Origin of the sequence: Bacillus sp. ISL-41 (assembly GCF_018613235.1) — a bacterium.
GTDB lineage: Bacteria > Bacillota > Bacilli > Bacillales > Cytobacillaceae > Mesobacillus.
The window spans coordinates 134,648-150,471 of the sequence record NZ_JAGGQP010000029.1 but is presented as its reverse complement, the minus strand read 5'-3'; the positions used below and the strand labels follow the sequence as shown (position 1 = coordinate 150,471).

At 46.4% G+C, this 15,824-nt stretch carries 16 protein-coding genes; 12 read left to right on the top strand and 4 right to left on the bottom strand.

Going from position 1 to position 15,824, the window contains the following annotated elements; genetic code table 11:
• Positions 1-6: 6 nt before the first annotated feature.
• From uvrA to J7I80_RS14865, 5 genes are all read left to right on the top strand, one after another.
• Positions 7-2,886, top strand: coding sequence for an excinuclease ABC subunit UvrA (gene uvrA / locus J7I80_RS14885; protein WP_214739115.1), 2,880 nt, complete (start codon positions 7-9; stop codon positions 2,884-2,886).
• Positions 2,887-3,501: 615 nt separating this feature from the next.
• Positions 3,502-3,816: a magnetosome magnetite crystal formation protein family gene (locus J7I80_RS14880; protein WP_214739114.1), complete on the top strand. Its 315-nt coding sequence runs from the start codon at positions 3,502-3,504 to the stop codon at positions 3,814-3,816.
• Positions 3,817-3,827: 11 nt separating this feature from the next.
• The gene (locus J7I80_RS14875; RefSeq protein ID WP_353050113.1) at positions 3,828-4,940 is read left to right on the top strand and encodes a DUF4097 family beta strand repeat-containing protein; all 1,113 of its coding nucleotides are present in this window, start codon (positions 3,828-3,830) and stop codon (positions 4,938-4,940) included.
• A 28-nt stretch (positions 4,941-4,968) separates the two neighbouring features.
• Positions 4,969-5,160, top strand: coding sequence for a PspC domain-containing protein (locus tag J7I80_RS14870; RefSeq protein ID WP_214739113.1), 192 nt, complete (start codon positions 4,969-4,971; stop codon positions 5,158-5,160).
• 3 nt (positions 5,161-5,163) lie between these two features.
• A complete protein-coding gene (locus J7I80_RS14865; RefSeq protein ID WP_214739112.1) occupies positions 5,164-5,520 on the top strand; it encodes a phage holin family protein in 357 nt (118 codons plus the stop codon).
• Between the two features lie 33 nt (positions 5,521-5,553).
• On the opposite strand, the gene J7I80_RS14860 is transcribed toward J7I80_RS14865, so the two are convergent.
• The 4 genes from J7I80_RS14860 to nagA form a co-directional block, all read right to left on the bottom strand.
• Entirely contained in the window at positions 5,554-6,294 is a 741-nt protein-coding gene (locus J7I80_RS14860) for an N-acetylmuramoyl-L-alanine amidase (RefSeq protein WP_353050116.1), read from the bottom strand.
• Positions 6,295-6,483: 189 nt separating this feature from the next.
• A complete protein-coding gene (locus tag J7I80_RS14855) occupies positions 6,484-6,711 on the bottom strand; it encodes a DUF2164 domain-containing protein (protein ID WP_214739110.1) in 228 nt (75 codons plus the stop codon).
• A gap of 484 nt (positions 6,712-7,195) precedes the next feature.
• Positions 7,196-7,921: a glucosamine-6-phosphate deaminase gene (gene nagB / locus J7I80_RS14850; RefSeq protein WP_214739109.1), complete on the bottom strand. Its 726-nt coding sequence runs from the start codon at positions 7,919-7,921 to the stop codon at positions 7,196-7,198.
• Positions 7,922-7,948: 27 nt separating this feature from the next.
• Positions 7,949-9,118 carry an N-acetylglucosamine-6-phosphate deacetylase gene (gene nagA / locus J7I80_RS14845; RefSeq protein WP_214739108.1) on the bottom strand — a complete coding sequence of 390 codons (1,170 nt, stop codon included), beginning with the start codon at positions 9,116-9,118 and terminating at the stop codon, positions 7,949-7,951.
• Positions 9,119-9,360: 242 nt separating this feature from the next.
• Between nagA and hprK the strand changes: the two genes are divergently transcribed.
• From hprK to hisG, 7 genes are all read left to right on the top strand, one after another.
• Positions 9,361-10,296, top strand: a complete 936-nt coding sequence (gene hprK / locus J7I80_RS14840; protein WP_214739107.1) for an HPr(Ser) kinase/phosphatase — start codon at positions 9,361-9,363, stop codon at positions 10,294-10,296.
• 173 nt (positions 10,297-10,469) lie between these two features.
• Complete coding sequence (lgt, locus tag J7I80_RS14835; RefSeq protein ID WP_214739106.1) at positions 10,470-11,282, top strand: prolipoprotein diacylglyceryl transferase; 813 nt, start codon at positions 10,470-10,472, stop codon at positions 11,280-11,282.
• Positions 11,283-11,355: 73 nt separating this feature from the next.
• The gene (locus J7I80_RS14830) at positions 11,356-12,300 is read left to right on the top strand and encodes a nucleoside recognition domain-containing protein (RefSeq protein ID WP_214739105.1); all 945 of its coding nucleotides are present in this window, start codon (positions 11,356-11,358) and stop codon (positions 12,298-12,300) included.
• The gene (ppaX, locus tag J7I80_RS14825; protein ID WP_214739104.1) at positions 12,290-12,934 is read left to right on the top strand and encodes a pyrophosphatase PpaX; all 645 of its coding nucleotides are present in this window, start codon (positions 12,290-12,292) and stop codon (positions 12,932-12,934) included. Before J7I80_RS14830 ends, ppaX begins: the two co-directional genes overlap by 11 nt.
• Position 12,935: 1 nt before the next feature.
• Positions 12,936-13,475 (top strand): acyltransferase, encoded by a 540-nt coding sequence (locus J7I80_RS14820; protein WP_214739103.1) that lies wholly within the window; start codon positions 12,936-12,938, stop codon positions 13,473-13,475.
• Between the two features lie 521 nt (positions 13,476-13,996).
• Entirely contained in the window at positions 13,997-15,172 is a 1,176-nt protein-coding gene (locus tag J7I80_RS14815; RefSeq protein ID WP_214739102.1) for an ATP phosphoribosyltransferase regulatory subunit, read from the top strand.
• On the top strand, positions 15,169-15,792 hold the full coding sequence (gene hisG, locus J7I80_RS14810; protein ID WP_214739101.1) for an ATP phosphoribosyltransferase: 624 nt from the start codon (positions 15,169-15,171) through the stop codon (positions 15,790-15,792). The genes J7I80_RS14815 and hisG overlap by 4 nt, the downstream gene beginning before the upstream one ends.
• Positions 15,793-15,824: the final 32 nt, after the last annotated feature.

Below are 15,824 nucleotides of genomic sequence, written 5' to 3'. Positions count from 1 at the left end.
GATACCATGGCTATGGATAAATTGATTGTCAAAGGCGCCAGGGCCCATAACTTGAAAAATATAGATGTCACCATTCCGAGAGACAAGCTTGTTGTGCTGACAGGGCTTTCCGGTTCAGGAAAGTCCTCACTGGCATTTGATACAATTTACGCAGAAGGGCAGCGCCGTTATGTAGAGTCATTGTCTGCCTACGCGCGCCAGTTCCTTGGCCAGATGGACAAGCCGGACGTTGATTCGATCGAGGGATTGTCCCCGGCCATTTCCATCGACCAAAAAACAACGAGCAGGAATCCCCGTTCAACAGTTGGAACGGTGACAGAGATTTACGATTATTTACGTTTGCTATTTGCCAGGGTAGGTCGTCCAACCTGCCCGGTTCACAATATCGAAATCTCCTCACAGACAATCGAGCAGATGGTCGACCGAGTGCTCGAATATCCCGAAAGGACAAAGCTGCAAATCCTTGCTCCGCTTGTTTCCGGAAGGAAGGGAACCCACGCCAAGGTTCTTGAAGATGTGAAAAAACAAGGCTATGTACGAGTCCGTGTTGACGGAGAGATGCATGACCTGGGCGACGAAATTGAACTTGAGAAAAACAAGAAACATTCGATTGAAGTCGTCATCGACCGGATTGTCGTCAAGGAAGGCATTGCTGCCCGTCTGGCGGACTCACTGGAAGCTGCGCTTAAGCTAGGAGAAGGAAATGTCCTCATCGACGTAATCGGAGAAGAAGAGTTGATGTTCAGTGAGAACCACGCCTGCCCGATTTGCGGCTTCTCGATTGGCGAACTTGAGCCTCGCATGTTCTCTTTCAACAGCCCGTTTGGTGCCTGCCCGGAATGTGACGGACTCGGTGCGAAACTTGAAGTTGATGTAGATTTGGTCGTCCCTAACAAGGAGCTTTCATTGAAGCAGCATGCGATCGCTCCATGGGAACCAACAAGTTCGCAGTATTACCCGCAGCTGCTTGAAGCAGTCTGCAATCATTATGGCATCGACATGGATGTACCCGTAAAAGACCTGCCTGACCACGAGATGGACAAGATTCTTTACGGCTCGGAAAAGGACCGAATTTATTTCCGTTATGAAAATGATTGGGGCCAGGTCCGTGAGAACTATATTGTTTTCGAGGGCGTCTTGAAAAATATCGAGCGCCGCTATAAAGAAACAGGCTCTGATTATATCCGCGAGCAGATGGAAAAGTATATGGGCGAGCATGCATGCCCTACTTGTAAAGGTTACAGGCTTAAGCGTGAAACGCTAGCTGTCCTTGTAGACGGCCGCCATATCGGTGAAGTAACCTCATTGTCGGTTGAGGAAGCGCACCAATTTTTCCAGAGTCTAGAGCTTTCGGAAAAAGAAATGAAGATTGCTAATATGATTTTCCGTGAGATTACGGAACGCCTTGGCTTCTTGATCAATGTCGGATTGGATTACCTGACGATGAGCCGCTCGGCTGGAACGCTATCTGGAGGTGAAGCCCAGCGGATCAGGCTGGCAACCCAGATCGGTTCGCGCCTGACCGGAGTCCTATATATTCTTGATGAGCCGTCCATCGGTTTACATCAGCGCGACAATGACAGGCTGATCGATACGCTGAAAAACATGCGTGACATCGGCAATACGCTGATTGTCGTCGAGCATGACGAAGACACAATGCTTGCGGCCGATCACCTGATCGATATCGGTCCTGGAGCAGGTGTCCATGGCGGGGAAATCATCTCCCAGGGTACGCCTGCAGAGGTGATGGATGATTCCAATTCACTGACAGGTCAGTACCTCTCCGGTAAAAAGTTCATCCCGTTGCCTATAGAGCGCCGCAAACCGGATGGCCGCTATATTGAAATTAAGGGCGCCAAGGAAAACAACCTGAAAAATGTCAATGTGAAGTTCCCGCTTGGAACCTTCATGGCTGTGACTGGTGTTTCCGGTTCGGGTAAAAGTACGCTGATCAATGAAATCCTTCATAAATCGCTGGCGATGCAGCTGCACCGAGCAAAAAGCAAGCCAGGCGAGTTCAAGGAAATCAAGGGTGTCGAGCATCTCGATAAGGTCATCGATATCGACCAGTCGCCAATCGGACGAACACCAAGATCGAACCCGGCTACTTATACGGGTGTGTTCGATGATATCCGCGATGTATTTGCATCGACAAATGAAGCGAAGGTCCGCGGCTATAAAAAAGGACGCTTCAGCTTCAATGTCAAGGGCGGACGCTGTGAAGCATGCCGCGGCGACGGCATCATCAAAATCGAAATGCACTTCCTGCCGGATGTATATGTCCCATGTGAAGTCTGCCATGGCAAGCGCTACAACCGCGAGACTTTGGAAGTAAAGTACAAAGGCAAAAACATCTCCGATATCCTGGATATGACGGTTGAAGCCGCGGTGGAATTCTTCGCGAACATTCCTAAGATCGCCCGCAAGCTACAGACGATTTACGATGTTGGACTTGGATACATCACACTCGGACAGCCGGCGACGACTCTTTCCGGAGGGGAAGCGCAGCGAGTGAAGCTGGCTTCCGAGCTGCATCGCCGCTCAACCGGACGGTCGCTGTACATTTTGGATGAACCAACAACAGGCTTGCATGTCGATGACATTTCCCGCCTGCTGACAGTCCTGCAGCGTCTCGTCGAAAACGGCGATACCGTCCTGGTGATTGAGCATAATCTCGATGTCATCAAAGCAGCTGACTACATCGTCGACCTCGGACCAGAAGGCGGTGACCGTGGCGGCACAATCGTTGCCACCGGAACACAAGAAAAGATCGCTGAAGTGGCTGAATCCTATACAGGCAGGTATCTAAAGCCGATATTGGAACGCGACAGGCTACGGATGAAAGAACAAATAAAGGAAAAAGAAAAAAGCACAAGCAATGTGTAATAGTAATTCGTGCCCTTCCGATTATGGAAGGGTTTTTTCTTTGTGAAAAGTGATTTTTTACCAAAATTAGGGAGAAGTTGCAATAATTCAGGTTTTCCGTGCAATTACGGCCTGCAAGCGTGCAATTAACACCTATTTTCGTGCAATTATGAGGATTTTCGGTGCAATTAAGCATGAAGAGTAAGAGAATAATTTTTCCAGTTCGTGAAATTATCGGTTCTTCAGTTTCTCGAAGCTTATTTCTTTGATTATATAAGCTTGTTTTTTCCAGAATTAGGATGACGGCACGATTATTGCCGATTTTCGGGCAATTCCGGTTGCCTTTCGGGAGATTATCCCGTTTGTTTTGGAGATTACACGCGATGATCGGGCAATTAGTATGCTCAAGTAAGAGAATAATTTTTCCAGCCAGAAACTCTGCCCAATATCCAGCAAATAACCTTAAACTAGCACGAAATCTAATAAGGAAATCCCCTACAAAAAACATTCACATAACTTTCACCATCTGAAATTGAAGATAAACAAGGGTTACATCGCAATTTGTCGAACTAATTTCATAAAGAAATGAAACTTCCAGGACTCCCGAGCGTATTAATTTCTAAGGAGATGAAGAGGATGGATACGAAAAGGATTCTGTCTGCTTTGTGTTATTTCAGTATTATGTTTGCCGGGATTTTGTTTCCTCTTGTAGCTTATTTTGCATCAGAGGATGAGGATGTTAAGGTTCATGCGAAAAAGGCGCTGCTGTCGCATCTCATTCCGCTGATCCCGCTGCCGCTTATCTTAATTGCTGTTTTCATCGATATAAACGGAGGAACGGGGGATTTCCCTGTGCTCATGTTCAGCAGCGCTATATTAATGGTCATATTGAGTCTCATCGTGTTAATTTGGAATCTGGTCAAAGGGATAAAAGTGCTTAATATAAATTGAGGGGGATGGAAATGATGAAGGAAGAACGGAAAAGGATTCTAAAGCTTGTTGAAGAAGGAAAATTGACAGTTGATGAAGCTTTATTCATGATCGAGCAGCTGGAGGACGGGAATACACAGCACCATGAAAAATCAACTGCATTATCAACTGATGTAAAATTTGAAGAGGAGAAAAAAGAAGAGTTCAAAAAAGAAGACTTCAATTCTTATAAATTCAACATTATGAAAGACAAGGTGCTGGATTTTGTTGATTCAGCATTCAAAAAAATAAAGGATTTTGATCTGGATCTTAATTTTGGCCAGTCTGTCGATATCACGCATATTTTCCAGCAGGGCGACGCTTATTTGAATCAGGTAGATATCGATATGGCAAATGGATCTGTGAAGATTGTTCCATGGGAGCAAAAGGATGTAAGGATTGAGTGCAGCGCAAAAGTATACAGAGTAGAAAACCAGGATGAGGCGCGCAGGAAGTTTTTAGAGGATGCCATTTTCACAGTTGAAAACCAGAAGCTCCGTTTTTCGGTCCAGCAGAAGTGGATGAAGGTCGATGCGGTCATCCATATCCCGAAAGAAGAATATGAAAATGTTCGAATCCGCCTGTTTAATGGCTCCATCGAAGGTGAAAACTTAACAGTGAAGGATTGCCGTGCAAAAACAGCGAACGGGAAAGTGTTGCTTGGAAATCTTGAGTGCGGAAAGCTTGAAACTGAAACAGCAAATGGCCAGATTAATATCACCAGAAGCGCGATCAAGGAACTGGAGGCTGAAACGATCAATGGCGCCATTAAGGCGGATGGCTTTTTCGATCATGTCGATCTTCAGTCTTTCAATGGTAACGTGACGTGTACTGTGAAAAATCAAGATTGCGAAAGTGTGGAAGTAAAGGCGACTACCGGAAGCATCGAGGTCTTCCTGCCGGAGAAAACACCGGCCAGCGGAGAGCTGAAATCAAATCTGGGCGGTTTTACCATTGAAATCGACGGTATCCAGGTCGTTGAGGAGAAAAGCGATATGGTCCAGAAGAACCTGCGTTTCAAGCCTGCCGACAGCGGACAAAAAGCTATCAGGCTCCATGTGGATACAAAAACCGGCTCAATCGCCGTTAAGAAATTAATCCAATAGTATTGTGAAAACAGGAAGGGTGAATGAAATGAAATTAACCCGCTCACGGAAAAATCGAATGCTGGCAGGCGTGCTCGGAGGCATGGCCGAATCCTTTGGGATGAGTCCGGGGCTGCTGCGCATATTATTTGTAATCTTGACGTTCAGCACTGCATTTTTTCCAATGGCTATGATCTACCTTATACTTGTGTTCGTACTGCCAAACAGGGAAGGGTACTAAAAGATGAGGTGGCTGTTAGGGATTGTCATTAACGCTGTTCTCTTCATGGCTCTTGCCGGCTATTTCGAGACTGATATCTATCTTTCTGGCTTTGGTGCCGCTTTGGGAGCAAGCTTCATTCTCTCCATATTGAATGTTCTCGTTAAGCCAATCTTGATTTTGCTGACACTTCCTGTAACTGTGCTCAGCCTTGGACTATTCTTGTTTGTCATCAATGCCATCACGCTGATGCTGACAGATAGTTTAATGGGCAGTTCTTTCGAGATCTCCAGTTTTGGCATGGCGCTGCTTACGGCAATCATCATGTCTATCGCAAATCTGGTCATCCAGAACACGTTCTTGCGTGAATCAAAAGAATAGACAAAGGGCCGGCACATTTGTGTCGGCCTTTGTCTATTCTTTGTCTATATAAACCTCAAAGCCCGCTTTCCTTAATCGTTGTGCAAGTTCCTGGGCGTTTTCCTCATCTTCGAATGCTCCAACCTGAACCTTATAAAGCCCGTCTTTGTTGGCTGGCGCAGTAGGTTTGGCGGATGACGGAGCAGGCGCTGATTCCGGCTTTGGTCCCGGTGCCGGTGCAACATTAGTCTTGCGCTGCAGCCTGAACTGTTCTGCTAATGCTTTCACAATTCCTTCCGCAATCGTTCGGCGATATGTTTCGGAACGGAGCAATTTAATTTCATTCCGGTTGGTCATGAATCCACATTCCACTAGCACGGCGTCCATTTCTGTTTCCCTCAGGACATGGAAATCGGCTGTTTTTACACCACGGTTTTCGAGGCCTGTTGAGATAACAAGAGTGCGTTGAATCTTTTGCGCTAACTGATAAGCCACAGGCGGCCTTGTTGGATAGACAAATGTTTCAATACCGCCGACATTGCTCCAGCCGCCGCTGCCAAAAGCATTGGCATGAATCGAAACAAATATATCTACATTCAGGCTGTTTGCCTTATCTGTCCTAGCCTTCAATGATACATCCCGCTGATCGGAATGAGAAAAATACACTGTAACATTCTTATAGTTTGCCAGCAGCTGTCTGGCGTAATTTGCCACAGCCCTGTTAAACTCATATTCTCTCATACCATCAGGACTTCGCTTACCCGGGGTGTTGTAGCCATGCCCAGCATCAAGCATGATCTTCAAGATTATCACACCTTCCGATAAAAGATTTCCTCATCAGTATATATATGACCAAAGGCAGAAAAAGGGCATAGTGACATCAGATAAAGCCATTTTTAAATTGAATATCGCTTCTCTTAATCACCCTTCAACATCTTTTAAAGACTTGGAGACATATCCTCCGAAAACCAAAATATTTAAGCATTATTTATTCAACTCAAAAATATCCTCAATCCGCTGCGACATAAACTCGTGAGCATCCTGGATTCCGATGTTATAGAAGTGGGTTCCGAGCTTATCGGCAACAAATTCAAGGATCAGCAATGCAGCCAGGTCCCCAAGCTCTTCACCACGTTCTTCAAGGAAATATCTCTTTATTTCATCCGTCATTTGGTTTTTTGTGTGATCATCGATCTGGAAATTCTTCAGCATGACATCTACCCCTTTTGTTTTATGTAGTACCCTCATTTTAAGCGACCAAGACAAATATTTCGACAGGCAGGTTCGATTATTTCCGTGGAAATAAGCAATGATTTATTTTCCTTTTCGACATTTGACGAAGATCAGCTCTCATTTCTAATTAAACAAGACCCTAAATGGGTCTCTCAGACTGTAGACAAACTCGATGTAAATCGTGTTTGTTTACAGTCTTTTTTTGGTAGGTGCTGGAATGGGACTGTTGATTTCCGTTCCAGGCGCTTCGCTTTCCGCGGGGCCGGCGGTGAGTCTCCTCGACGCCGTTGACGCCTGTGGGGTCTCACCTGTCCGTCTGATCCCGCAGGAGTCTACGCGCCTTCCCCTCCAATCAACAGGATTTCTAAACTTAGCGTGGAACTAAACATAAGTCTATTTTAAAAGAGACCCTAAATGGGTCTCTATATACTTTTTGTGAAAAGAGCATTTTCATATAAAAGTGTTAAAGTAATGCTGTCGCTTCCTTATCAGCAAAAATCGTCACATTTCCATGCTTTTGAAGAACGGAAGCAGGGAATTGCTCGCTGACTTCGCCATTGATCAAACGAGCGAGTGCCTTTGCCTTGGAGGCTCCGGAAACAAGCAGAAAGATTTCTTTGCTATCCATGATTGAGGCAATTCCCATGGTGATTGCTTGCTTAGGGACATCCTCCAATGATTCAAAGAACCTGGAGTTTGCTTTCCGTGTGCTTTCTGCCAAGTCAATGATATGCGTCCTGCTGTCAAATGGAGTCCCTGGTTCGTTAAAACCAATATGGCCGTTCTGTCCAATTCCAAGAATCTGCAGATCAATGCCGCCATGCTCGTTGATGAACTGTTCATAGCGCATGCATTCCTCTTCCAAATTCTTCGCTGTTCCATCTGGGATATGCGTTTGGTCAAGCGGAATATCAATGTGCTCAAATAAATGTTCACACATAAAGTAGTGATAGCTATTACGATCTTTTTTGGGAATGCCAATGTATTCATCCAGGTTGAATGTGTTGATTTCTTTGTAGGATGTCTGGTTCTGCTTATGGTCCCTGATGAGCTCCCGATAGAGGCCAGTCGGCGTACTCCCGGTAGCAAGTCCAAAGTTCAGCAATGGTTCAGTCTTTATTCGTGAGATGATTTCCTCTGCTGCTTTCTGGCTAAGCTCCTGGTAGTTTGAAGTTGAAATCAATTTCATACGTCTTCACCTCTTTCAAAGCTGTTGTTAACGGGTATAGCTGGCGACTCCCCGGCAAAACGACATGACAACCTCATAATTACGGTCCAGTACGACAAGGTCGGCGTCCTTGCCTGAAGCAATGCTTCCTTTCCGGTCAAAAACCTTTAGCTGCCTGGCTGGATTCTCGCTGGCAAGCTTCACTGCTTCTTCAAGGCTGATGCCCGTGAATTCCATCATATTTTTCAACGCATCTTTCATTTTTAAAATACTGCCAGCCAGTGTGCCATCAGCTAAAAGTGCCTTCCCATCCGCGACACTGACTTCCTGTCCGCCAAGGTCGTAAGTGCCGCTTTTAAGGCACTTCGCTCTCATTGAGTCGGTGATCAAAATGACACCATCGGTTCCTTTGGCGCGAATCGATAAATCGACCATTTCGGGAACGACATGGATGCCATCTGTAATCATTTCGATTTTTAACTCATCAAAAAGCAGGGCAGCACCAGCTACTCCCGGATCTCGATGATGCATCCCGCGCATGCCATTGAACAGATGCGTCACATGGGTAGCTCCTGCTTTCACTGCTTCAGCCATTTGACCGTAAGTGGCATCCGAGTGGCCAACCGAGGCGATGACACCATTTTTGGCCAGGTAGGCAATAAGCTTATTGCCGTTTTCTTTTTCCGGAGCGAGTGTCACAAGCCTGATATTGTTTCCCGAAGTTTTCTGCAGTCTCATGAACTGCTCGATATCCGGTGTGATGATGTGCTGTTCAGGCTGGGCCCCTTTGCGTAATTCATTGATGAAAGGACCTTCTAAATGGAGCCCAAGCACCTCAGCTTTACCCGGCTGGTTATAATGCTCGATATAATCGGCAGCATTTTCCAAAGCTTTTATTATGGCCTTCTGCTCCTGGGTGATTGTCGTTGCCAGGAAACTTGTGGTTCCTTCCTCAGGCAGGACTGATGCCATCGTCATGAGCGCCTCTGTAGTCGCATCCATTGTATCAGCTCCGCCTGCACCGTGAATGTGCACATCGATAAACCCGGGGACAATCGTGCTGTCCTCTGGAAGCTCGATGATCTCTGCCTGGTGTTGGGGGAGGGAGGTTAAAGGTCCTGTTTCGGCAATCTTTCCATCCATTACTAAAATGAACCCTTTTTCAATCATGCCTTCTTGTGTTAACACACTGGCATTGATCAGCATTAAATCCTTCATTTATATCACCTGAAAGTTATGTCCTGTTTTCTTTCTTTACCCTTTGTTACTCTTATTATACAAATGCCTGCCAGCGGTTGTATAGACCACCACTCGTTCTCTTCTAATGCCAACTTCAAAAGGTCTCTGCGAATCTAAGCTGTTTTTTAACTCCTTGTATTTGGTTCTTCATGAAAAAGTGCTAAAATAAAAAGTATTGTTATCATGTGGAAAATTAACGTCCTAATAAAGGAGGAACTTCTTTGCCAAAAGTCCGTACTAAAGACCTCATCAAGAAATTCGACATGGAATTGGTAAGCGGAGAGGAAGGAATCAATCGTCCGATTACGACTACTGACATTTCAAGGCCGGGACTCGAAATCGCTGGTTATTTTGAATATTATCCTGCGGAGCGCCTGCAGCTTCTCGGTAAAACAGAACTGACCTTCTTTGAAAAATTGAGTCCTCGCGACAGGACCGAGCGGATGCAAAAGCTTTGTACAGATATTACCCCCGGCATCATTGTCACAAGAGACATGGAGGTTCCAGTTGAGCTGATCGAGGCAGCCGAACGAGAATCGGTACCTCTTCTCCGTTCGAAGCAAAAAACAACCAGGCTCTCGAGTCACCTGACAAACTATCTCGAAAGCAAGCTGGCACCGACGACTGCTGTCCACGGGGTATTGGTCGATTTATATGGAATCGGGGTCCTGATTACCGGAAAAAGCGGTGTTGGTAAAAGTGAAACAGCGCTCGAATTGGTAAAAAGGGGACATCGTCTCGTAGCGGATGATTGCGTTGAGATCCGGCAGGAGGATATCGGGACTCTGGTCGGAAATTCACCGGATTTGATTGAACATCTTTTGGAAATCCGCGGGGTAGGAATCATCAATGTGATGACGCTGTTCGGTGCTGGTGCCGTACGTTCACATAAACGGATTTCGCTGATCATTGATCTTGAGATTTGGGATCAGAAGAAATCCTATGACAGGCTGGGCCTTGATGAAGAGAAGATGAAAATTCTCGACACCGATATAACCAAGCTGACGATTCCTGTTCGCCCGGGCCGGAACCTTGCTGTCATCATCGAGGTAGCAGCGATGAACTTCAGGCTGAAGCGCATGGGAGTCAATGCAGCAGAGCAATTCACCAACAGGCTGTCAGATGTCATTGAAGACGGCGACCATGACGAACATTAAGAAGTAAACAAAGCTAATTGCATGAACGCAGCGGGAACTCTTTTACAAGAGGGTCTTGAAAACCTTGATTTGAAAACAATCAGATTTAAGAAGTAAGCCTTAATCAAACGTTTGATTAATAACGGCCAAAGTGTTGGTACGAATGATTTTTTAATAAAAAAGGGGAAAAAAACATGGAGAAAAATATTCAGCCGATTGACCCGATTGCCTTTTCGCTCGGTCCGATTCAGGTGCACTGGTATGGTGTCATCATCGGGCTTGGAATTGCGCTTGCATTGTGGATTGCCATGCGCGAAGGTGAACGCCGCGGTCTGCCAAAAGATATTTTTGCGGATCTGATGCTCTGGGCCATACCGATTGCGATCTTATCAGCGAGACTTTACTATGTAATCTTTCAATGGGAATATTACGCACAGTATCCAGGCGAGATTTTCAAAATCTGGAATGGCGGCATCGCGATTCACGGTGCTTTGATCGGATCCGTTGTCACTGCGTATTTCTTTACGAAGTCACGGAATGTTTCGTTTTGGAAGCTTGCGGATATCGCTGCGCCCAGCATCATCCTTGGACAGGCAATTGGCCGCTGGGGAAACTTCATGAACCAGGAAGCACATGGCGGGGAAGTAACGAGAGCCTTTTTGGAGAATCTCTACCTTCCTGAGTTTATCATCAACCAGATGTATATCAATGGAACATATTATCATCCAACGTTCTTGTATGAATCAATCTGGAATTTGCTCGGTTTCATCCTGCTGATGTCATTGCGCAGAGTCAACCTGGGCCGCGGGGAGATTTTCCTCAGCTATGTCATCTGGTACTCAATCGGCCGCTTCTTCGTTGAAGGAATGCGCACTGACAGCCTGATGCTGACAGAATCATTGCGGATTGCCCAGACAATCTCAATTGCATTGATCCTACTGGCGATCGGCTTATGGATTTTCAGAAGAGTCAAAGGCTATTCGAAAGTACGATATTTAGAGAACTAGAATTTCGGGTTACTAAAAGTGAGAACCAATAAATAAAATGAATCAAGGTATAAAAAATGGGAGAGATGCTTCGATGGGTTCTACATTAAAAAGAGGGTTGATGGTTGGCTTGAACACAACATGGGCGCTCGGGAAGGTCATCTTTCCCGTCACCTTGATTGTGTCGATCCTTCAATACACCCCTGTCCTGACTTGGGTAATCAAACTGATCACACCATTGATGTCGGTGCTCGGTTTGTCAGGAGATGCTGCGATTCCGCTTGTTATCGGGAACTTCCTTAATTTATACGCGGCCATTGGAGCTATCCTGACGCTTGATTTGACGGTAAAAGAAGTATTCATCATTGCCGTGATGCTGAGCTTTTCGCATAATATGCTGGTTGAATCGAGTGTAGCCATCAAAGTTGGCGTCAAGCTGTGGATCATCGTGCTCGTCCGTTTAGGTCTTGCGTTCATATCTGCAGTGGTCATCAATCTTGTTTGGAATGGCGGGTCTGAGATCGCAAAATATGGGATGGTCCCTGCTAAAAGCGAAGAGGTTTCGGGATGGGGAGCGATCCTGCTTGAAGGCATAACGAAGGCAGGACTTGGCATATTCCAGCTGGCTATCATCGTCATCCCGCTGATGGTGGTTGTGCAGATCATGAAGGATAAGCAGTGGCTTGCCGTTTTTTCAAGATGGATGGCACCTGCTACGAGAGCGCTCGGCATGAAGGAGAATACCTCGACGACAATGGCAGCCGGCCTGCTGATCGGACTTGCGTATGGCGCGGGCGTAATGATCCAGGCGGTCCAGGAAGACGGAGTCAGCAAAAAGGATGTCACGCTGGCGTTCATTTTCCTTGTTGCCTGCCACGCTGTAGTTGAGGATACATTGATTTTCATTCCGCTTGGCATTCCGGTGCTGCCGCTGTTGTTGATCCGCCTAGGTGTGGCAATTTTATTGACGATAACAGTCGCGATCATCTGGAACCGCGCGGATATCGCGAAAAGAAAGGAAGCAGTATATGAGCAATAAAATAGATACGGTCCTTTTCGATCTTGATGGGACTCTAATTGATACGAACGAACTGATTATTTCATCTTTTCTCCATACAATGGAAACCTATTATCCCGGCCAATACAAACGGGAGGATGTCCTTCCGTTTCTCGGGCCATCTTTAAAAGAATCATTCGAAAAGCTGGATCCTGAAGGCTATGAAGAAATGATCACCACCTACCGGACATACAACCTGGCAAACCACGACCTGTTGGTAAAAGGTTTCGAGGGAGTGTATGAAACGGTCAGGACGTTGAAGGAAAATGGCTTCCACATGGGAATCGTCACCACTAAGCGATCTGATGTAGTCCAGATGGGCTTGAAGTTGACAGGTTTGGACGAGTTTTTCGAGGTTGTCGTCGCACTTGACCACGTTGAAAAAGCTAAGCCCGATCCGGAGCCGCTTTTAAAAGCATTGGACATGCTTGGATCCTCACCGGAACGTGCAATCATGGTCGGAGATAACCACCACGATATCCTCGGGGGCAAAAATGCCGGCACGAAGACAGTAGGCGTTGCCTGGTCCATTAAGGGTAGAGAGCATCTTGAGCAGTACAACCCGGATTACATGTTAGAGAACATGGCTGACATCCTGCCAATCCTGGGAGTATAACATGAGAAGGACGACTCGTTATCGAGTAGAAGGAGCAAACTCACTCTGGCATGTGTATAAAACCGTCCCGTTCTGGAAGGTCGTCAAAAATTTCGCCGTCATCCAGGTGGCACGATACACGCCGTTTCTCGGCATAAAAAACTGGCTGTACCGCACATTTCTGCGGATGAAAGTCGGCGACCAGACCTCCTTTGCGCTGATGGTCATGCTTGACGTCATGTTCCCAGAAAAAATCTCCGTTGGCCGCAATACGGTCATTGGCTATAACACGACCATTCTGGCACATGAATACTTGATCAAGGAATACCGCCTCGGCGACGTTGAGATTGGCAGCGAAGTCATGATCGGCGCCAATTCCACCATCATGCCCGGAATCCGGATAGGGGACGGCGCCATCGTCTCCGCCGGAACACTCGTACACAAAGACGTCCCGGCCGGCGCATTTGTCGGCGGCAACCCGATGCGTGTGATCTACACAAAGGAAGAACTTGCACAACGCTGGGCAGATGATGAAATCTATGGGACGCACACAACGAATTAAAAAGCGAAACGGACACTGATCCGCTTCGCTTTTTTTATTATTGGAAAAATTAGGATGTGGTCGATAGAATTAAAAATGTGGTCGATAAAATCAAAAATCCGCTGATATATTTCGAAAAGTGGTCGATATAATTTGATTTTCGCCAATAAAATTATTTTTTAGTGAAAAAGGTTGCCGGCAACAATCAATCTTACAGGAAATTGCCCCTTGCAGGTATTTATAGGCATGGATATCGGATTTCATTGCAAGCCCCTCGAGTCGCGTCCGCCTAATAAAGTCTAAGAACGACTTTATTGTCTGACCCTCCAACATTTTTCGGGACTGGACAAGGTGTTTCCGCATTTCTGGTTGCCATCAATCTTCCAGCTCTATTTTAAAAAGCAAAACATGAACAGCTTAAGGTTGACGAATAATAGAATCAACGATAAACTACATATAACTTCATCTTGTTACCATATTAGCGAACTAAAGGATTTGGATAATTAAGATAGATAACACCAGCAACGAAGAGGGTGAAAACAATGAGCAGATTATTCATGTTTGAAAAGCCGCTTGGCATGAGGGATACACTTCCGGAATTACATGAAGCGAAGGAAAATGTCCGAAGCTCTATTGAAAAAGAAATGAAGCATTGGGGTTTCCAATTCATCGAAACGCCTGCGCTCGAATATTACGAAACTGTGGGAACGGCATCAGCAATCCTGGATCAGCAGCTGTTCAAGCTATTGGACCAACAGGGGCATACACTCGTGCTGCGGCCGGATATGACCGCACCGATTGCCAGGGTTGCGGCTTCCAAATTGTATAAGGATCAGATTCCATTAAGATTGGCCTATTCGGCAAATGTCTATCGTGCCCAGCAGCGGGAAGGCGGCAGGCCGGCGGAATTCGAGCAGATTGGCGTCGAGTGTATTGGTGACGATTCGGTCAGCGCGGATGGCGAAATGATCTCACTAGCGATTTCTTCGCTGAAAAAAGCCGGGCTGGAACAGTTTCAGCTTTCTGTTGGCCATGTTGGCTTCGTCAACGAGTTGTTTGTACAGATACTTGGCACAGAAGATCGAGCCAGGGAGCTGACGAAATTTTTATATGAAAAGAATTATGTCGGATACCGCGAACATGTCAAATCACTGCCGCTGTCATCAATCGATTCACAAAGGCTTCTCGCTTTCCTTGATTTGCGCGGGGGTCCGGAAGTGATTGGCAAGGCCTCCGAGCTCATCGAAAACGGAAAAGGCAGGGGGGCTCTGGATGAATTGAAACTGCTTTGTGCAATCATCGAAGATTTCGGTGAAAGCAGCCGGATTAAATTTGATTTAACCATTGTCAGCCATATGAGCTATTATACAGGCATTTTATTTGAGGTTTATGCAGGAATGGTCGGCTTTCCAATCGGCAATGGAGGCCGCTATGACAAGCTGCTCGAGAAATTCGGAAAATCAACCGGAGCCACAGGGTTCGCGATCAGGCTCGACCGCCTGCTTGAAAGCCTTGGCAATCTGGGTGCACCTGAGCCGGTCACCTGCATCCTTTTCAGCCAGGAACGTAGAAAGGAAGCATACCAGCTGGCGGCACAGCGCAGGGAAGATGGGGAACGGATCATTCTCCAGGACATCAGCGCCGTACGCAATCTAGATGCATGTTCCGCCGCTTATACTGATGTCGTTTATCTTGTTGGGAAGGAGGGAGTGCAATGAATGAACAGCTGACCATCGCAATGCCAAAGGGCAGGATTTTTACCGAAGCTGTTGAACTGCTGCGGAACGCTGGCTTTGATTTGCCTCCTGAATTTGATGATTCCCGCAAGCTGATCATTGACGTGGAAGAAGAAAACTTCCGCTTCATCTTGGCGAAGCCAATGGATGTGGCTACATACGTCGAACATGGAGTCGCCGACCTCGGAATTGCCGGCAAGGACGTCCTGCTTGAGGAAGAACGGGACGTGTACGAGCTGCTCGATTTAAAAATAAGCGGCTGCTATCTTGCCGTCGCAGGTCTCCCGGATACAAAGATGAATGATGTCGCCCCGAAAATCGCGACGAAATACCCGAATATCGCTGCAGCCTATTTCCGCGAACAGGGCGAACAGGTCGAAATCATCAAACTGAATGGATCAATCGAGCTTGCGCCATTGATCGGGCTCGCTGACAGGATCGTCGACATCGTTTCAACCGGAAGGACATTGAAGGAAAATGGCCTGGTAGAGTACGAAACGATTACAAGCGTGACATCGAGACTGATTGTCAATCCAGTCAGCTACCGGATCAAGGATGAGCGGATCAGCGACCTGATCAAACGGCTGGATGAAGTCATATAGGGTAAATGAAGTGAGATAAAAATGCTATTATT